Genomic DNA, 16,716 nt, shown 5'->3' with positions numbered 1-16,716 from the left:
CAGTCGCAGTTGGGTGTGGGCCGCGAGGATGAGGGGTTGTCCGATGGGCCGTGTGACGCGACGGCTGAGAACGCGTTCCGTGAGACATGGGGCGGGGAGATCTCGCGGATGAAGAGTGAGCTCGGCTCGAGCCGCACTTGCCGGCGAATCGGGGGCGGGGGTAGACGCCGCCGGCAATGCCACCGTCGTGTGATCGACGGAGTTCTGTTCCGGCGGCGGTCGGCCTCCCCTGCCGGGACCTGTCCTCCTGCTCCGGTAGCTGGAAGGCGGTTCACGACCGTCATCGAAGGGGGTCGTCGGACGGCACGTGGGAGAGAATCCTGCGGGCCGTCCAGGCCGAGGCCCCGGGCCCACCTCCGGGTGAACGAAGGTGTCAGCCGCAGCACGGGGGCGGTGGCCCGCTTCACCGGGGCGTGCTCCGGCGGCCGTCGGCGCACAGGTCCGCTTCCGGGCAGCCCGAGGAGGCAGCCGAATGGGTGATCGGGGCACCGTTCGCGCGCAACACCTGCCTGACGTCGAGGATGAGCGGGAACACTTCCTGGTTCCAGTCCGCTCCCTGCTCGTCCCAGGCGCGTTGCTCGGCCTCCACGGCCATCCTGTCCTGCGCGAACACACGCTCGGTGAAGCGCCGGATCAGAGGCCAGGCCAGGTGAAGGGCACCGGGGATCGGAGGCTTCGCGATCATGAGCAGCCCGAAGACACGGCTGACGCGCTGCTCGATGTCCTCCGGCACGTAGGCCACCCAGAGGCAGAACGCCGCACTCTCCGACGACTCGGGGACCGTCTGGAGGGTCTGGTACGGGTACTCGGTGCGGATGGTGACGACGTCGGGTGTCGAAGCGCCGCCCATGCCTTCGGCGGACAGCAGCCCCGCGCCCCGGTCCTTCCTCCCACCGGAGGGAACGAACAGGTACCTGGCCTCCACGGAACGCGGTCCCGTGTCGTATCCGAGCAGCTTCGGCTGGATCCGGCCCAGAACGCCTCTGTGGAGGAACTGGTGGTTCATGTCGAGCAGGTTCTCGTGCAGGAACGAGTAGTGGCAGCGCACCGTGCGGGAGAACATCATGGTCCGGTGCCGGCTCGAGTCCGCCTCGGGGAGCAAGGGCAGCGGGGTGTGCTCCGCCCGGGCGGGGTCGCCGGGGAAGACGAAGACGAGCCCGTAGCGCTCACGGACGGGGTAGGAGCGCACCCCTCGGGGCGGTCGTGCGGTGCCCTTGGGGAGATAGGGGATCTGCGAGATGTGCCCGTTCCCTCGGTAGGCCCAGGCGTGGTAGCAGCAGCGGAGGGCCTCGCCGTCGACCACCCCGAGGCTCAGGGGCACCTGGCGGTGGGCGCAGCGGTCCTCCAGGGCGTACACGGTCCCGCCGGCGCCCCGGTAGAGCGCCATACGCCGCCCTGCGAAGGCAACCGCGCGGACCTTGTTCCTGCGCAGAGCGGCGGACCGGGCGACGGGGTACCAGAAGTCGGGGTCGATCCCGACGCGGCGCAGATCGACCTCGGGTGTCCCGCGATCGCCGGATTCCGGTCCGTACCCGCCTTGCACGCCTTCTACGTGCGCCTCCTCGGCCATCCACATCCCTCTCGCTCAGGACATGCACCTCATGAACACACCGAGACAAGCCCAACATGGTCTGCGCGAGCGCGCGATTCTTCGAGCGGGGCAAGCCCTCCGGGGCGCAGCCGGGAGGCCGCTCTCCGGAGGGCTTCTGCCAGAGGTCGATGAGGGGCGCCAGCAGGGTCAGCACCTTGTCCTTGCTGCGCCGAGAAGTACGGGCAGCGCAACGCGGTCGCACGCTGTCGGCCTCGTCGCAGACAGCGACGACCCGGCCGCAAGGTGCGCGCGGTCCGCTGATGCGCGTCCGAGGTGCCGCGGGAGGCAACGGCTGGTGTTGCGGGACATGACGTTGGTGACACAGGCCGATGTCAGGAAACCAAGATGCTTCGACGGGCATCGGTCGGGTAGCGTGCCGGCCATGTCGAGTCCTGAGTCAGACAAGGTGGGGGCTTTCGGTCACGCCGTCAGCCCCCTGAACCACTGAGCTCGTAGCCCCGTCGTCGCGCCGCATTCTGCGGCCGGGCGAGGGTGCCCTTGGGGCTGGCCGCGGTGACGAGATGACCTTCTCGTGCTTCTCCTCACCTCGGAGCCACTCGATGCCTCTCCCGCTGTACCTGCTTGCCATGGCGGTCTTCGCCATGGGCACCTCGGAATTCATGCTCGCTGGCCTCTTGCCGGACATCGCCTCAGACCTCGATGTCACGGTCGGGACAGCCGGAACGCTCACCTCGGCCTTCGCGGTCGGCATGATCGTCGGTGCCCCCTTCGTGGCTGCGCTTGCCCGCAACTGGCCCAGGCGCTCCAGCCTTCTCGGGTTCATCCTCACTTTCGCGGCAGCTCATGCCGTGGGCGCCATCACCCCCAGCTTCCCGGTCCTGTTCGCCACCCGGGTCGTCGCCGCGCTCGCGAACGCAGGGTTCCTTGCCGTCGCTCTGACAGCTGCCGCCACGCTTGTCTCACCCGACAAGAAGGGACGTGCGCTGGCCGTGCTGCTGTCAGGCACGACGGTGGCCACGATCGCCGGTGTCCCTGGCGGCTCGGTGCTCGGCGCGGTGCTCGGCTGGCGGGCCACATTCTGGGCTGTCGCCGCTCTCTGCCTGCCTGCAGCTCTCAGCATCCTGAAGGGAATTCCAGCAGGACGTGATGAGGATAGGGCGACTGGCAGGCCGGCGTTGCGAGCGGAGCTCGGCCAGCTCACACGGCCGCGGTTGATCCTGGTGATGCTGCTCGGTGCGCTGGTGAACTCGGCAACCTTCGGAAGCCTCACCTTCCTCGCCCCCGTGGTGACCGACAGCGCCGGGCTGGGCGAGTTGTGGATCTCTGTCGCTCTGGTGCTCTTCGGCGCCGGTTCCTTCGTGGGCGTCACCGTCGCCGGCCGACTGTCCGACCGGCGTCCCGGTCCAGTCATCGCAGTCGGCGGCCCACTGCTGCTCATCGGCTGGCCGGCCCTGGCAATGCTGGCCAACGAGCCGGTCGCCCTGTTCATCCTCGTCTTCGTGCAGGGCGCACTGTCGTTCGCGCTGGGCAGCACACTGATTACCCGAGTCCTCTACGAGGCCGCGGGAGCCCCCACCATGGCCGGCTCGTATGCGACCGCGGCGCTCAACGTGGGCGCCGCCGTCGGCCCCGTCATCGCTGCGGCCACCCTCAGCACCGAAGCCGGGGACCTCGGTCCGCTCTGGGCGAGTGGACTCCTCGTCGCGGTCGCGCTGCTCATCGCGTTCCCCCTCCTCACCGCCATCACCGCCGGCCGGAGCACCGAGGTGCTCCAGTGACACATGCGAACGCCCCCTTGAACATCGAGGGACGCCGAAGGCTCGTGGAGCGCTGCCGCACCCGTCCGATCGCGCACGTCGCCGCCGAGGCCGGCGTCTCCCGCGCCTGCCTGTCCAAATGGAAGAACCGGTACGACCAGTACGGGGAACTCGGGCTGCAGGACCGCCCAAGCGTCCCGCGATCCTCACCGACCCAGACCCCACCCGATGTCGTCGAACGGATCGAGCGGTTGCGGCGGGACAACAAGTGGTCCGCCCGCCGGATCACCCTCGAACTCGCGAACCAAGGCGTGCGGATCAGCGAGCGCACCGTAGGCCCGTGGCTGGCCCGCCTGGGCATCAACCACCGCCGGTTCCTCGACCCCGACGGCTCGGCCAACAGGCGCCCGTCGAAACGGATCGTGGCCCGGTATCCGGGCCACATGGTCCACCTGGACGTCAAGAAGGTCGGACGGATCCCCGACGGCGGCGGGTGGCGGGCCCACGGACGCGGCTCCGAGCAGGCCAGGGCCGCACAGCGCGCGAAGACCGCTGGCGCCAAGGGCGGGTACGTCTACCTGCACTCTGCCGTCGACGGATTCTCCCGCTTGGCCTACACCGAGCCCCTTCCCGACGAGAAGGCCGCCACCACCGTGGGGTTCCTCAGCCGCGCCCGCGCGTTCTTCGCCGCCCACGGTATCCACCGGGTCGTGCGCGTGGTCACCGACAACGGCGCCAACTACCGCGCCACGGTCTTCGTACGCTCCCTGATCTCGTGGGCCTCCCGCCACCAGCGGACCAAGCCCTACACGCCCCGGCACAACGGCAAGGTCGAGCGCTACCAGCGCATCCTCGCCGAAGAACTCCTCTACGCCAGGCAGTGGACTTCTGAAGCAGAACGAGCTCGGGCGATCGCGGTCTGGAACGTCCACTACAACTACCACCGGCCTCACACCGCCGCCGGAAACCGTCCTCCAGCCTCACGCCTCCACACGAGCGTCACCAACGTCATGGCCAGCAGCAGCTAGGGCATGTCTCTTGGAGGTTGCTGTCTTTAGGGGCTTGAGGACTGCGTTCCCGCTGGTCAGGCATAGGGTCGACGGTCACGTGGCAGTGGTGTGGTGTCGTGTCGTGGCTTGGTGGAGGTCGAGGGTGCCGTCGGTCGTGGGGCTGCTGGAACAGTGGGCTCACCACTCGCCGTCGTGTCGCGATCTGCGGGAGGAGGCCGACCGCCTCCAGGCGGAGCTGGCCGTGGCTGAGCGGGAGTGGAAAACCGTGGCGCCGGAGTGGCGCGCGGGGCTGGCCTCGTCGGCGCTGTCGGTGGACTACCAGCGCATCCTGCAGGCCCTCAGCGCCCACATCTGCTGCGGTGACCATCACCGCGAGCAGCAGGCCAAGGGTGTCGACGACGTGCCGCTTGCGGCCGTTGATCAGCTTGCCGTCGTCGAAGCCGCGGCTGTCAGAGCCGACGACCGCGTCCGCTTGACCGACTGCGAGTCGATCACGCCCGCGCCCGGCTCCGAGTCCCGCCCGGCCCGCTCGCGGACCAGGCGGCGGAGCCGGTCGTGGAACTCGCGGACCAGATCTTGGTTGCGCCAGCGCCGGAAGGACGCGTAGACCCGGTCCCACAGGGGAAGTCGGCAGGCGTGGCCCGCCGCTTCGGGCCGTTGTCGACCAGGTAGCGGATCGCGTTCAGCATCACGCGGTGGCAATAGGCCTCCGGTTGCCCGCCCCGGCCCCGCAGCCAGCCCGGCACCGGCAGCAGCGGCCGGACCACCGCCCACTCGCGTCCGACATGTCGGTGGGATACCGACGCTCGCGCACCCCGTGGCCTCGGGTGTTCCCGAACCTGTGAGCCAGCCAATCACACGCGAGAGTGGCCGAAGTGAACCCCACTCCCGCGTTGCCGTGCAAATGCGACAACAGGGCCTCCTGGAGCACACGTTGCCTTCGGCACCCTTCGAGCTACCAAGAGGCCCTGCTCTCATGCACGGCGGCCGCCGCAGTCACCCGGCCGACTGGCTTCTCGACGAGACCGGGACGACGGCAGTCGCGTCACGTCTCGTGATCGCCGGGACGGCCGAATGCGCACTGCCCTCCAGGTCGAGGGCCGGCTTGGTGACGCCCCGGCCGCCTCGCGGGTGCGGGCCCGGTGCCGCGACTGACGAACCTCGCGAAGCGTCGTGTCTTACCGCTCGAGGCGCGGCCAACCGCCCACGCCAGGTCCTACTTCTCCTCCGGCTCCCAGGCGCGGAGCAGGTCGAGAAGCCCTGCGTCTCCGTCCACGTGCAAGGACTCGGCCTGGATCCGGTCGTACAGGTAGAGGACCAGCTCACTGGCCGTGCCGTGGACGGAGGCGCCGGCTGCGTCCGAGTCCTCGCCGGTCGCGGCGGTGGGCGCGGGGATACGGGTGATGCGTGCGCCGTCGCCGTCGACGGTGAGGCGCCAGGAGCGGCCCTCGGCGGCGTGGAAGTCGAAGGCCGTCGGCTTGTGCGGCCAGGCACTCGGCGTTGCGCAGACCGTGAACAGGAACTCCTCCACTCCGTCGAGTGCCAGCTCGACCGGCAGCGGCTGCGGGGCGCCCCCGGCGAGCTGGGCGTCGTAGGTGTGGACCGCCGTCTCCTGGACCCGGTGCCGGGCGGTGCCGCCGGCGGTCTGCGGTGACTGCGACGCGGGCCACCACGTCCAGCAACCGCTCTCCGCTCCCGCCGCGCGCAAGGCGCCCAGCAGAAGCTGCGTCGACGCGTCCAGCCAGGCCAGCAGGGCCTCACGCTCCCGCGGCACTTCCAGCGCGGCGCGCGCGGCGACGGCCTCGGCCGGGGGCGCGTCGGCGGACCCCGCGCCGACGATGGCGGCCCAGAAACGGTCTCCCCCACCCAGGTGCTTCACCAGATCGAACAGCGTCCACCCAGGGCAGGTCGGCACCTGTGCGTCGAGACCGGGCGCGGCGGCGACCACGGCGCGGAAGGCGGTCGACCGCTCATCGATCAGTCGCAACATGTCGGGGAAGTCAAGATTCTTTTCCACGCCGCTGTGTCTATCACCGTGCTCCGGTGATCGGACAGCGATTTTCACAGTCGCCGCCGGTTGACCATCGCGGACGTCCTCGCCTCCCACCACCCGGGGGACGAACTGCGCACTGCTGCGAGGACGCTGATGGTGGCGATACGCCAGGCGTCGTGCCTGTGGGTGCCCTGGGGGGGCCTGTCCGGCCTGCCCATGCAGCTCTGTCTCACGGGCCGCCCTACGACGGCCGGCAGCCACACAAACTTGACCGTCCGGCCTGGGCGCCGTGCATAGTGTGCTCATGGATCGATGCGTGGGTCAGGCCAGCCTCGAATGGTGGGCCAATCGCGAGATCTGCCTTGAGAAGTACGGCATCGACATCACCGTCACTGCCGATGAAGTCGGCACGTGGCAGGCAACCGGTCGGCATGCCAATCTCCTCGACACGACCCAGCGGGAGGGCTGGGACTTCCTGATGGAGATGGACCCCCACTTCTCCGTTGTGTGTCCCGTCGAGGACAACAGCGGGATCTTGGTGAGAGTCTTCGAAACAGAGGATGGAACCCTCACGCTCATGGAGGTGCCGAACGGGCACCCTTCGGTGAACATCACCTTCGACCTCACCTGAGCTCAGCCCCCAAGGGCACGAACGGACTTTGCCGCCCTACTGACGGCTCCGACCGGTTGTCTCTCGCTGATCTTTCGGAATGAAGTTCGCAGACGGCGAAGGCATCTGAGACTGCAGGCCAGTTCGAGCAGGCCTTGACGCAGATTCGCGCGTCCTTCGTAGCGGACGCGGAGCCGCTTGAACTGATACAGCCAGGCGAAGGCGCGCTCGACGACCCAGCGCACCGTACCCGGTCAGGAACCGTGGGCGACGCCGCGTCGTGCGATGCACGGCTTAATGCCGCGCTTCCACAGTAGGCGGCGGTACTTGTCGACGTCGTAGCCCCGGTCCGCGTACAGACGTCGGGGCTTGCGGCGGGAACGTCCCCGCCCGACCCCGAATAGGCGGGACGGCGTCCAGCAGCGGCAGGCGGGCAGCGCGTGATCACATGGCTCTCCGCCCACTGCCGAAGGTCCCCCACATCGTCGCCCAGGAGCATCTGTGCCACGTCGGGCAGGGCTGTCCGGTCGCATTCGACGCGAACCACTACTCAGTGCCAACCCGGCGAGCCCGCCCGCGCCGGCTGGGCGGGATCAGGGCCACGAAGACCCAGGTCAGCCTCCATTCCACCGGCCCCGACGCGACGAACGGCCTGACGCTGCCGGCCGTCCATCCGCGGGCGGTCGGCCACGGAGCCGAAATCGTGGACGAGACGCACTGGAACGGTCTGCCCACCGGCGCAGGCCGCCGCGTCACCACCGGCGACACTCCGCCTTCGCCACACCGCGGTCAGCCTCTCGGGAGTGCAGGCCGGACCACTACAAAGACCTGCTGAACCGGACTGCCGCAGCAAGTGTCGAGGTCGGTCGCCATCCACTGTCAGTTATGACGAGCTGACCGGCACCCGTTCGTCCACCGCGAACTCCCCCAGCTAAGGCGCCCGTTGAGCGAGCTGACCAGCGCCCGCATCCGGAGCACCACCACCACCGCCGAACTCGGCTGCCGCACCTGGTCGAGGCCCTGAACCAGTACGTCCAGCGGCGGCCGAGACCAAGATGGGCTACCTCGGCACGCTCGGCCTGGTGCGGTCCGAGGAACCCGCCGTCCGAGACGACCGCCGATTCCGCATCGGCCTGCGGCTGTCGAGACTGCCGCACCACTAGGGCCTGTCCGACGGATCATTTCGGGCTGGTGCAGGGCACGCCTGGTACGGGTGAGTCGTCGTGGGCCGCAGCAGTCACGCGAACGAGGGCCACCGGTCGGCGGCCCACTCCCGCCAGTCGACCCACCCGGGCGGCGGGCCGGCGGCCCTGTGGCCCTCGAACTCTGCCGCGTCGGGCTCCTCGAAATGCGCGCGCCCGTGCATGATGTCTGTCTCGGACATCGGCAGTGTCTCTTCGGGGTTGGTCGCCCAGCGGTGGGCGATACGGGCGCGTTGGGTCTCCTCGTCCACCGGCAGGTAGACCATGTGGAAGCACGCTCCCTCGGCCTCCACGAGCCAGCGGATCGCGGACCGTTCGTCCCGTGACCAGCAGCCGTAGTCCACGACGACGTTCGTGCCGAGTCTGACCGCCTCAAGGGCGAGCCAGAGCATGCGCCCTTCCAGCACGTCGCGCTTCCCGTCGGCCTCCGCCTCACCGAACAGGGGAATCATCCAGTCGTCGGGTGTCAGACGCAGCGCGCCGTGCTTCGCGGCGAGCTGCCGAGCCCGAGTGGTCTTCCCGGCCCCTGGCAGGCCGACCATCAGGAACAACGTATTCACCCCCAGATCGTGACAGGGAAGCGAATCAGGCGGCCACCGTATTATCCGCCCGCTCACGGGCTGAGCCACAGGCGGGGGGGGAGGCCACGGTGACAGTGCCGTGGAAGACGAAGGCACGCTTGTCGTAGCGCGTAGCTACTGCGCGGAAGTGCTTGAGCCGGTTGATCGTGCGCTCGACCTCTTTGCGGCGCTTGTATGTCTCCTTGTCGAAGCCCGCTGGCCGGCCTCCTCGGCTCCCTCGGCGCCTGCGGTTGGCCCGCTGGTCCTTCGGGCCTTCCAACCCGAACTCGACGCGCAAGGTCGAGTACGTTGCCACCCTCTCCTTCGTCGAGGACAAGGCCAACGTCCTCTACTCGGGCCGCCCGGGGTCGGCACGACGCACATCGCCGTCGCCGCCCTGGCCGTCTCGGCCCGCCAGGCCGGCTACTCGATCTCAAAGTCGGCTGATCAGCAAGCTCACCAGCTATCTCCGCCCCCGCGTCCTCGTGGTCGATGAAGTGGGACCAGCACCTCGAACGAGTCGAGGCGAACCTGGTCTTCCAGGTGATCTCCAAGCTTACGAAAAGGGCTCGATCATCCTGACCTCGAACAGATCCTTGCGCGAGTAGGGCCGGATCTTCGGCGACGAGGTCCTGGCCTCCACCATTGCGAGGTCGTCCCGATCACCGGCAACAGCCACGGCTCAAGAACCGCCTCATCGCCATCGAACGAGACCGAGACGACGCGTCCTGAGCCAGGCGCCTGGTCCGGCCACAGGCAAAGAGCCTGCTACCGAAGGGACTCAGGACATCCCGAACGCCCTCACACCCGTTGCCGCGAGGAAGACGACACCGAGCACACCGGCGATGACTCTCATGACGTCGGGCGAAAACCTTGGATCGACCCCGCCACCCGGTGACTGCCGCGCCATCAGGTCATACGCACGCAGCCCGATGCTCCGGTAGTCGAGCGCGATGACCGTCGCGCCAACGCCCACGACGCCTCCCCCGATCAAGCTCAGCCAGTCACCCATGAATCACTCCTGCCCCCAGCGGATTGCCCCGGATGGAGCATCCCAGATGTCTCCCTCGTCCAACCAGGATCAAGAACCCAAGGGTCGACACTGGTGCACTTATCTCCGTACTGCGTGGAGCACTCGGCAAGGACGCCGACAGCCTCGGCGCCGCAGCCCGCATCACGGCAGCATGAAAGTCACGTGATCCGCAGGACAGGGCCGGTTGCTCGTTCTTTCGGCATGGGCCGGGGGATCTGACGCATCGCGAGTGATCGCTTCTGGAGCCGCGTCTGCCGCCGTCAGGCGGTCGGGGAGGCCGGTGGAGCGACCGCCGCGGTCACGCCCCGCAGATGATCGAGGTCCTGAACCGGATCCGAATTCCGCGACCGCTGGGCGCTCAGTCGCCACTGCCCCATCAGTGGGTATGAGCCGTCGGGTTCAGCCCCAGGTCTGGCCGGCCGGTTCCTTGATGGTGCGGTTGATCCGGTTGAAGAAGTTGGTCAGCGCGATCTCCAGGTTGATCGCGCCGATCTCCTCCTCGGTGAAATGGGCGTTGGCCTCTTCCCAGATCGCGTCGGTGACGCCCTCGGCGCCGTCCTGCAGCCGGGTGGCGGCCTCGGCCAGGGCCAGTGCCGCACGCTCCGCGTCCGTGTAGAACGGCGCCTCGCGCCACGCCGCCACGCTGTGCAGCCGCTCATCGGTGTCACCGGCCCTCTTCCCGCCGGCGACGCCGGCGTAGACGCAGGCCGAGCAGCTGTTGATCTGGCTGACGCGCAGGTGGACCAGCGCCAGCAGCCTCGGGTCGGCGCCTCCAGCGGCGATCGCCTTCTGGAGGTGCTGGATCGCCCTCCACACATCGGGGTTGTTCGTGTTCTTGTTCTTGAGTCGGTTCTCCATGTGAAGTGCTCTCCATCATCGGGTTACGTTGCGAGGCTTGCGCCCGTCACCCCTATGACGAAGCAGCTTTCAGGGAGGTAACACCATGCCCGGCCCCCATCCCACGGACCCGATCGCCGATGCCTTCGAGTCCCACCGCGACCGGCTCCGAGCCGTCGCCCACCGCGTGCTCGGATCACAGGCCGACGCGGAGGACGTGGTCCAAGAAGCGTGGCTGCGCCTCTCCCGCCAGGACACCGACACCATCCACAACCTCGGTGGCTGGCTGACCACCGTGGTCGGCCGTATCAGCCTCGATGCCCTGCGGTCAGGCCGGACCCGGCGAGAGGTCTCCTTGGACGACGAACTGACCGCATTCACCGTGACGCTGGACGATGCTCCCGCTCCGGAAGAACTCGTGCTACTCGGGGACTCCGTCGGCCTCGCGCTCCTGACGGTCCTCGATTCGCTGCGCCCGGACGAGCGACTGGCGTTCGTGCTGCACGACGTGTTCGCCGTGCCCTTCGCGGAGATCGGCACGATTCTCGGGAAGTCCGCCGACTCGACCAAAATGCTCACCAGCCGCGCCCGCAGGAAAGTACAAGCCGCCCAGCTGCCGGAATGCGACGGACGGCGACAGCGCGAGGTGGTTCATGCCTTCCTGGGCGCGGCCCGCGACGGGCGGTTCGAGGAGTTGCTGCAGGTTCTCCACCCCGAAGTGAAGTTCACCGTGCACACCCCGAACGGCCCGTTCGTCACGCTCGGAGCCACTGAAGTCGCCACCCGCGCGCAAGTGGCCGGCAGCGCGGCACGAGGGCATGCGGTGACTGTCAACGGCCACCCCGGTGTCGTCTCCTGGAGCGAAGACGGCGCGCCGCTCTCCCTCCTCGCCTTCACCGTCGCCTGCGGCCGCATCACCGCGATCACCGCTGTGATCGACCCGGCCAAACTCGCGCTCATGGACCTGCCGACCCCGGTGTGACTCGCCTCGGGCGAGATGGCGGCTCACGGTGGGGTCTGCTGACAGCGAGGGGCGAGGGCGACTGCCGCGAGCGGACCCGCTGGTCATCCACTCGGTGACCATTCACCTCGGCCTGCGAGCCGCCAAGGCAGTCACCGGCCCTTTTTGACGAACCAGCCGAGCGACTGCATGACGGACGCGCCGATGAAGAGGATGCCGAGAGGAACGATCGTGAACCAGACGGCACCGGCTTTCGCGGACGCGAGCAGGGCGATGGCGCCGATGGCCAGCGCCAGGAGCAAGAGCATGCCCAGAAGGACACGAATCTTGGAAACCAACGGAAGACTCTCCAATGCTCAGCTGGGCTCTACCGACCAGACGGCGTTCGCTACCCGTCGGACCGCCGGCGAAGGTGGCCCAAGGAGGCGGCAAGCTCCCCGGCGTGACACCACTGCTGTGTCAGGAAGCTCATGGGGCGAGTCTTCCAACGCCGCCTTCCGCAGGCGCCAGTAGAACTACGTAATCGCATACGTAGTTTCACCCGGCGGGCGTGGGTGGGAGGTCCGCGAGATCTCGCGGCCCGTGTCGCACCGCCGGTGTGCCGAGCAGCCGTCGTCCGTGAGTCCTCCGCGGTCATGCTGGACGTCGGGCGGGCTGAGAAGATCGTCTTCGCGACCCGCCGGCTCCCCGCGTGCTGCTGGGAGCGACACCTCGGGCCGCACCCACGTCGGCGCGCCGCAGCCGCGCGGATCGAACCGGGGCACGCCCGGACCCGTGGCTGACGTCCTCTCCTGGGCTGGATCAGGACGTCGCGCAACGGGGGGCGGTGGCCGTCGAGGTGTCCGGGTGGATGGTGAAGACCCGGTCCAGGCCGACGAGGGCCAGGATGCGGGCGGTGTTGGCGGGAACTGCGGCGAGGGCGATGTCGCCACTCTGTTCGATGGCCAGGTTCCGGGTGGCCAGCAGAGCAGTGATGCCGCTGGAGTCGCAGAATTCCAGGCCGCCGAGGTCCAGGACCAGCAGCTGCCCGGCGGCAAGGGGCAAGTGGTCCATGGCCTTGCGGAGTTGGGGTGCCGTCGTGTGGTCGAGGTCCCCGGTGATCTCCAGTACCGGACCGGTGGCCGCCTCGCGGGCGGTGATCGTCAGCGGGCTCATCTCAAGTCTTCGCTCGCGCGGGTGGGAAGGGTGGTGGGGAGCAGAGCGGGCACGCCGAGGGCGAGCAGAGCGGTGTCGTCGTCGAGTCCGTCGCCGAATCCGGCGATCAGCCCGGTCAGGGCGCTGATGAGAGCCTGCGGGCCGGCCGGGGGCCGACCGGCGGCGAAGGCGCGCAGGGCGTCCTCGCCGTACAGCTCGCGATGGGGCCCCGTGCGGGCTTCGGTGAGGCCGTCGGTGTAGAGGAGCAGGGTGTCGCCGGGGGACAGCCGGGTGCGTGCGGCGGTGAACTGGACCTTCGGCAGGACGCCGACGAGCATGCCGCCGGGGGTGGGCAGGTAGTCGGCGCTGCCGTCCGCCCGCTGGATCAGTGCCGAGGGGTGTCCGCCGGAGGCCAGGTGCACCTCGACGTGGCCGTCGCCGGGGTGCAGGGTTCCGAAGATGGCGGTGCAGTAGCGGGTGTCGCCGCTGGTGTACCGCTCGTGCAGCACGGTGTTCAGGGTGGTCAGCACGGTGACCGGGTCGGCGTCGTGCAGGGCGGCCGCGCGCAGGGTGTAGCGGGTCAGGGACGTGACGGCCGCGGCTTGGGGGCCTTTGCCGCACACGTCGCCGAGGAAGAACGCCCATCGGCCGGTTTCGAGGGAGAACAGGTCGTAGAAGTCTCCGCCGAGCAGATCCGGGGAGGCCGTGTGGTAGTGGGCGGCGGCCTCCAGGCCCGGGATGCAGGGCAGTTGGGCCGGCAGCAGGCTCTGCTGGAGGACAGCGAGGGCTTCCTGGAGCCGGTCACGGTCGGCTTCGGCCTGTCGGCGTGCTTCCTCGGCCGCTTGGCGGCTGCGCAGCAGTTCTTTCTCGTACGCTCGGCGGTCGCGGGCGTCGAAGACGGTGGTGCGGATGAGCATGGGCTCACCGCTCTCGCCGGTCTTCACCCTTGAGGTGACCAGCACCGGCATCCGCTGTCCGCCTGCGATCTTGATGTCCAGGGCGACACCGCTGGCCTCGCCCTCCATCTGCAGTGTCGGGGCGAAGTGCGTTTCGTGGTACAGCTTGCCGCCCACGGTCAGCAGGTCGGGGAACCGCATCCGCCCCACCACCTGGGGCCGCTCCAGACCCAGCCACTCCAGCAGGGTGCTGTTGATCTTCGCGATGGTGCCGTCCATCAGCGTCGACAGATACCCGCACGGAGCCTGCTCGTACAGATCCTCGGCGCTGTCCTCCAGCATGGAGGTGAACGCCGCGTCCGCCGCATTCAAGTCGGGCTCCGCGTCCGGGTTCTGCGCGGTGCGGCACATCATCCGGTCGATCCGAGGAAGCTGGTGATCGCCGCGGCGGTGGCCCCGGGTGCGCTCAGCTGCGGGCAGTGCCCGGTCGCCTCCAGCGTCACCAAGCGGCTTCCGGGGATCGCGGCGTGGACGAAGGCGCCGACCTGAGGAGGAGCGATCATGTCCTGCTGACAATCCAGAATCAGCGTCGGCACCGCGACCGTCTTCAGGTCCTCGCGACTGTCGGACAGGAACGTCGTACGGGCGAAGACCCGCGCCATGTCCGGATCGCTCGCGCAGAACGAGGCGGTCAGCTCCTCGCCGAGCTCCGGCCGGTCTTCGTTACCCATGATGACCGGGGCCATGGCGGCCGACCAGCCCAGGTAGTTCGACTCCAGGAACTCCAGCAGCTCGTCGATGTCGTCCGCGCTGAACCCGCCTCGGTACCCCTCATCGTCGATGTAGCGGGGAGAGGGGGCCACCATCACGAGACGGGAGAACCGCTGCGGCGCCTTCGCTGCGGCGAGCACCCCGACCATCGCGCTGACCGAATGCCCCACAAAGGCCACATCCCGCAGGTCCAACTCCTCGCAGACCTCCAGCACATCCAGCGCGTAGCCCTCCAGCGAGCTGTAGCGCCGCTCGTCCCAAGCCGCAGCGTCCGCCCGGCCCGAGCCCACGTAGTCGAAGAGCACCACCTGGTATGTCTCAGCCAAGGCGGGGAGGACCAGACGCCACATGTTCTGATCGCAGCCGAACCCGTGCGCCAACAGGAGCACCGGCCCCTCCGCACGGCCGGTGACGGTGACGTTGTTCCTGCTGCGGATATCCATACCCGCCAGTCTGCCATCAACTCATCCGTGCCAATCAGGGGCCCAATCGGTGCGCAGGACCCTCCCGGCGAAGCCGGAGCCGCCGGGCCCGTGCAACTCGGCCGATAACGAGCGGGACGGGGGCCTGGGCGACGGTTCACACGAGTTCAAGGGCTTCCACCAGCAGTCGTTCCCGCTCGCCCACCCCGTCGGCGTGTGCCGCGACGACCGCGTAGCGCCATGAGCGGCCGTCCGGCGGGGCACCCGCGTAGAACACCACACCCTCCCCTCGCTCCGGGTCGAACGCGAGTCGGTGGGAACGCAGCCGGTCGAGAGCTTCGGCCAGGCCGAAGGCCGCCCGGCTGTTCCTCCTCGCCACCGCCCACGCCGGGCGGGCTGTGCCGGACGCGGCAGCCGTGAGCCGGGTGACCATGGCGTGGGGCGTTGTGGTGGCGGTCCTGCGGACGTTGCTTTCACCGGCGTACGGCACTCCGTCCGCGTCGACCAGCGCGTCGAGTCCGAACGGGCCGAGGTAGCCGTGGTCGGCCAGGTGGCGGCCCAGTTCCAGCCCCCACTTCTCCAGTTCGCCGGCCACGGGCGCGCACGACGTTGGCAGGGGTGATACGTACCCCGTGAAGGAGCCCCGTTCCGTGTGCATCGCACCGCTGAACAGGGCTCGGGACCCGGAGGTCGTGTTCTCCATCTGGATGCTCACCGACGCGACCGCGGCCACGTGCTCCTCCACCACCCACGTGCCCTGCGGGCCGCCGACCTCATCCAGCACCAGGCGCGATCCTCCTACGTCTTTCCGTGAGAGGAAGCGCATCCCATGGCCCCCTGCCGAGCGGTCCGGCTTGACCACCACCTGCTCGTACTGCGCCAGAAGCTGCCGTACGACACCTTCGACTTCCGGTCGTCGACACACCCGTCCCGCCGGCAGTCGCATGCCCAGTCGCTCGGCCGCTCGGCGGAATCCGGCCTTGGTGTTCAACAGCATCGTCACCGGTAGGGCAGCGGCCGCTTCGTCGACCGTCCCGTACGGGTGGACGGCCAACCCGAGATCACGCGCGAACGCCACGGTGGATGCGTCGAGGGCGGTCGGCAGCAACGCCGTACCCGCCTGACGCACGTGGGCGGCGACCCGATCCACCAGCCCGGCCTCACGGACCGCCTGGGCAAGGGGGACGGCCCCGGCCGGCGGCACCTCGATGATCGCCGTCTGCTCGCAGGGCACCCCCGTCAACTCGCTCACATACCGCCGGAACTCACCGCTCAGCGATCGTGGGGTCACCAGTGCGTCGCCGCCCCGCAACAGCCACGCCTCGCGCGGCGCCTGCTGGGCCCACTGCGCCAGTACCCGGCCTTCCGCCAGGTCCACGGCCAAGTCCGAGAGGATGTTGGCGAACACCAGCAGGGGGCCCGCATCCGGCTCGTTCACTGCCGTTCCTCTCACGCCACCTCGCCGCCCCCGCCTTTCCCGTCGGGCACGTGCCGGCATCCATTCTGCGGCCGCTCCGCGACTCGGCGCAGCCCGCGGGCCCGCCGGCGACGACGCGTCGTCGCCGCATGCGGGCCGACACGCGCCGAGTCCCGGCCCTCCGGCCGGCGGCAGACGGCCTCCCGGCGATGCGGACGGCAGTCCAGTGGGGTGAAGGCCGTCCCACCCCGGCGTCACCGACGCGACGGGCCTTTGACGCGCACGCGGCGGGGACCCGGCACTTGGCCGCTCACAGCCTCCCTCTGCGACCGGACAGGACATCACCCGCTGCGGTCCGGCTGCCGCAGGGCGCCTGCCTCGCCGAACCCACCGACGGCATCCGCCGCGGCCCCATCGGCCCCAGCGGCCGCACAAGGGCGACGCCGACGGACCGTGGCGAACCTCCTGGAGCCCGGGCATCGGGACCCTCACGCGCTGTGGCGGCGGGGCCGCTGGACGTGGCAGGGACCCGTCTCGGGACCGACGTGGCAGGATCGTGGC

Annotated in this window: 18 protein-coding genes and 4 pseudogenes; 9 read left to right on the top strand and 13 right to left on the bottom strand. The window is 69.3% G+C overall.

Annotated features, from left to right (window positions below; translation table 11 throughout):
- Positions 1–137: 137 nt before the first annotated feature.
- A pseudogene (locus IF00_RS46425) lies at positions 138–344 on the top strand (transposase); the annotation flags it as partial.
- Between the two features lie 59 nt (positions 345–403).
- Here IF00_RS46425 and IF00_RS0113655 read toward each other — a convergent pair.
- Positions 404–1,570, bottom strand: coding sequence for an aromatic ring-hydroxylating oxygenase subunit alpha (locus tag IF00_RS0113655; protein ID WP_078944677.1), 1,167 nt, complete (start codon positions 1,568–1,570; stop codon positions 404–406).
- A 581-nt stretch (positions 1,571–2,151) separates the two neighbouring features.
- Here IF00_RS0113655 and IF00_RS0113650 point away from each other — a divergent pair.
- The 3 genes from IF00_RS0113650 to IF00_RS48015 are packed head-to-tail and all read left to right on the top strand — an operon-like array spanning position 2,152 to position 4,926.
- Positions 2,152–3,330: a Cmx/CmrA family chloramphenicol efflux MFS transporter gene (locus IF00_RS0113650; protein ID WP_030317788.1), complete on the top strand. Its 1,179-nt coding sequence runs from the start codon at positions 2,152–2,154 to the stop codon at positions 3,328–3,330.
- On the top strand, positions 3,327–4,337 hold the full coding sequence (locus IF00_RS0113645; protein ID WP_030317787.1) for an IS481 family transposase: 1,011 nt from the start codon (positions 3,327–3,329) through the stop codon (positions 4,335–4,337). Before IF00_RS0113650 ends, IF00_RS0113645 begins: the two co-directional genes overlap by 4 nt.
- Before the next feature lie 10 nt (positions 4,338–4,347).
- Positions 4,348–4,926 (top strand): hypothetical protein, encoded by a 579-nt coding sequence (locus IF00_RS48015; protein WP_388310027.1) that lies wholly within the window; start codon positions 4,348–4,350, stop codon positions 4,924–4,926.
- On the opposite strand, the gene IF00_RS46915 is transcribed toward IF00_RS48015, so the two are convergent.
- Positions 4,811–5,065, bottom strand: coding sequence for a transposase (locus IF00_RS46915; protein WP_245234526.1), 255 nt, complete (start codon positions 5,063–5,065; stop codon positions 4,811–4,813). The genes IF00_RS48015 and IF00_RS46915 overlap by 116 nt on opposite strands.
- 470 nt (positions 5,066–5,535) lie before the next feature.
- A complete protein-coding gene (locus tag IF00_RS0113635; protein ID WP_030317785.1) occupies positions 5,536–6,336 on the bottom strand; it encodes a maleylpyruvate isomerase family mycothiol-dependent enzyme in 801 nt (266 codons plus the stop codon).
- A 292-nt stretch (positions 6,337–6,628) separates the two neighbouring features.
- On the opposite strand from IF00_RS0113635, the gene IF00_RS0113630 reads away from it, so the two are divergent.
- Positions 6,629–6,943, top strand: a complete 315-nt coding sequence (locus IF00_RS0113630) for a hypothetical protein (protein ID WP_245234518.1) — start codon at positions 6,629–6,631, stop codon at positions 6,941–6,943.
- An 83-nt stretch (positions 6,944–7,026) separates the two neighbouring features.
- On the opposite strand, the pseudogene IF00_RS43675 reads toward IF00_RS0113630, so the two are convergent.
- Positions 7,027–7,351, bottom strand: a pseudogene (locus tag IF00_RS43675) (transposase); the annotation flags it as partial.
- A 19-nt stretch (positions 7,352–7,370) separates the two neighbouring features.
- On the opposite strand from IF00_RS43675, the gene IF00_RS48010 reads away from it, so the two are divergent.
- The gene (locus IF00_RS48010; RefSeq protein WP_388310019.1) at positions 7,371–7,757 is read left to right on the top strand and encodes a Mu transposase domain-containing protein; all 387 of its coding nucleotides are present in this window, start codon (positions 7,371–7,373) and stop codon (positions 7,755–7,757) included.
- A gap of 108 nt (positions 7,758–7,865) precedes the next feature.
- Positions 7,866–8,082: pseudogene (locus IF00_RS48005) on the top strand (ATP-binding protein); the annotation flags it as partial.
- A gap of 77 nt (positions 8,083–8,159) precedes the next feature.
- Here IF00_RS48005 and IF00_RS0113620 read toward each other — a convergent pair.
- A complete protein-coding gene (locus IF00_RS0113620) occupies positions 8,160–8,684 on the bottom strand; it encodes a P-loop nucleotide/nucleoside kinase family protein (protein WP_030317782.1) in 525 nt (174 codons plus the stop codon).
- Between the two features lie 53 nt (positions 8,685–8,737).
- Positions 8,738–8,955: pseudogene (locus IF00_RS43670) on the bottom strand (IS5/IS1182 family transposase); the annotation flags it as partial.
- Here IF00_RS43670 and IF00_RS47810 point away from each other — a divergent pair.
- Complete coding sequence (locus IF00_RS47810) at positions 8,852–9,292, top strand: ATP-binding protein (RefSeq protein WP_425338317.1); 441 nt, start codon at positions 8,852–8,854, stop codon at positions 9,290–9,292. The pseudogene IF00_RS43670 and the gene IF00_RS47810 sit on opposite strands and share 104 nt — an antisense overlap.
- Positions 9,293–9,465: 173 nt before the next feature.
- Here the strand turns inward: IF00_RS47810 and IF00_RS0113610 are convergent, their stop codons facing one another.
- Positions 9,466–9,696: a hypothetical protein gene (locus IF00_RS0113610; protein ID WP_030317780.1), complete on the bottom strand. Its 231-nt coding sequence runs from the start codon at positions 9,694–9,696 to the stop codon at positions 9,466–9,468.
- Between the two features lie 420 nt (positions 9,697–10,116).
- The gene (locus IF00_RS0113605) at positions 10,117–10,575 is read right to left on the bottom strand and encodes a carboxymuconolactone decarboxylase family protein (RefSeq protein ID WP_030317778.1); all 459 of its coding nucleotides are present in this window, start codon (positions 10,573–10,575) and stop codon (positions 10,117–10,119) included.
- Between the two features lie 85 nt (positions 10,576–10,660).
- Between IF00_RS0113605 and IF00_RS0113600 the strand changes: the two genes are divergently transcribed.
- A complete protein-coding gene (locus tag IF00_RS0113600) occupies positions 10,661–11,536 on the top strand; it encodes a sigma-70 family RNA polymerase sigma factor (protein ID WP_030317776.1) in 876 nt (291 codons plus the stop codon).
- Positions 11,537–11,667: 131 nt separating this feature from the next.
- Here the strand turns inward: IF00_RS0113600 and IF00_RS0113595 are convergent, their stop codons facing one another.
- From IF00_RS0113595 to IF00_RS0113575, 5 genes are all read right to left on the bottom strand, one after another.
- The gene (locus IF00_RS0113595; RefSeq protein ID WP_245234517.1) at positions 11,668–11,823 is read right to left on the bottom strand and encodes a hypothetical protein; all 156 of its coding nucleotides are present in this window, start codon (positions 11,821–11,823) and stop codon (positions 11,668–11,670) included.
- Positions 11,824–12,316: 493 nt separating this feature from the next.
- Entirely contained in the window at positions 12,317–12,670 is a 354-nt protein-coding gene (locus IF00_RS0113590; RefSeq protein WP_030317772.1) for an STAS domain-containing protein, read from the bottom strand.
- On the bottom strand, positions 12,667–13,959 hold the full coding sequence (locus tag IF00_RS0113585; RefSeq protein ID WP_388310007.1) for a PP2C family protein-serine/threonine phosphatase: 1,293 nt from the start codon (positions 13,957–13,959) through the stop codon (positions 12,667–12,669). Before IF00_RS0113585 ends, IF00_RS0113590 begins: the two co-directional genes overlap by 4 nt.
- A complete protein-coding gene (locus tag IF00_RS0113580; RefSeq protein ID WP_030317769.1) occupies positions 13,956–14,759 on the bottom strand; it encodes an alpha/beta fold hydrolase in 804 nt (267 codons plus the stop codon). The genes IF00_RS0113585 and IF00_RS0113580 overlap by 4 nt, the downstream gene beginning before the upstream one ends.
- Before the next feature lie 136 nt (positions 14,760–14,895).
- The gene (locus IF00_RS0113575; RefSeq protein WP_030317767.1) at positions 14,896–16,176 is read right to left on the bottom strand and encodes a preATP grasp domain-containing protein; all 1,281 of its coding nucleotides are present in this window, start codon (positions 16,174–16,176) and stop codon (positions 14,896–14,898) included.
- Positions 16,177–16,716: the final 540 nt, after the last annotated feature.

It is taken from the genome of Streptomyces flavochromogenes (assembly GCF_000717595.1).
Classification (GTDB): domain Bacteria; phylum Actinomycetota; class Actinomycetes; order Streptomycetales; family Streptomycetaceae; genus Streptomyces; species Streptomyces flavochromogenes.
This window is presented reverse-complemented; position numbering and strand designations above follow the sequence as displayed.

Excerpts from the sequence above, each read along its gene's own strand:
- IF00_RS0113655 (WP_078944677.1), bottom strand. The coding sequence starts at position 1,570 with ATGGCCGAGGAGGCGCACGTAGAAGGCGTGCAAGGCGGGTACGGACCG.
- IF00_RS0113650 (WP_030317788.1), top strand. The coding sequence starts at position 2,152 with ATGCCTCTCCCGCTGTACCTGCTTGCCATGGCGGTCTTCGCCATGGGC.
- IF00_RS48010 (WP_388310019.1), top strand. The coding sequence starts at position 7,371 with ATGGCTCTCCGCCCACTGCCGAAGGTCCCCCACATCGTCGCCCAGGAG.
- IF00_RS0113610 (WP_030317780.1), bottom strand. The coding sequence starts at position 9,696 with ATGGGTGACTGGCTGAGCTTGATCGGGGGAGGCGTCGTGGGCGTTGGC.
- IF00_RS0113605 (WP_030317778.1), bottom strand. The coding sequence starts at position 10,575 with ATGGAGAACCGACTCAAGAACAAGAACACGAACAACCCCGATGTGTGG.
- IF00_RS0113600 (WP_030317776.1), top strand. The coding sequence starts at position 10,661 with ATGCCCGGCCCCCATCCCACGGACCCGATCGCCGATGCCTTCGAGTCC.
- IF00_RS0113595 (WP_245234517.1), bottom strand. The coding sequence starts at position 11,823 with ATGCTCTTGCTCCTGGCGCTGGCCATCGGCGCCATCGCCCTGCTCGCG.
- IF00_RS0113590 (WP_030317772.1), bottom strand. The coding sequence starts at position 12,670 with ATGAGCCCGCTGACGATCACCGCCCGCGAGGCGGCCACCGGTCCGGTA.
- IF00_RS0113585 (WP_388310007.1), bottom strand. The coding sequence starts at position 13,959 with ATGATGTGCCGCACCGCGCAGAACCCGGACGCGGAGCCCGACTTGAAT.
- IF00_RS0113580 (WP_030317769.1), bottom strand. The coding sequence starts at position 14,759 with ATGGATATCCGCAGCAGGAACAACGTCACCGTCACCGGCCGTGCGGAG.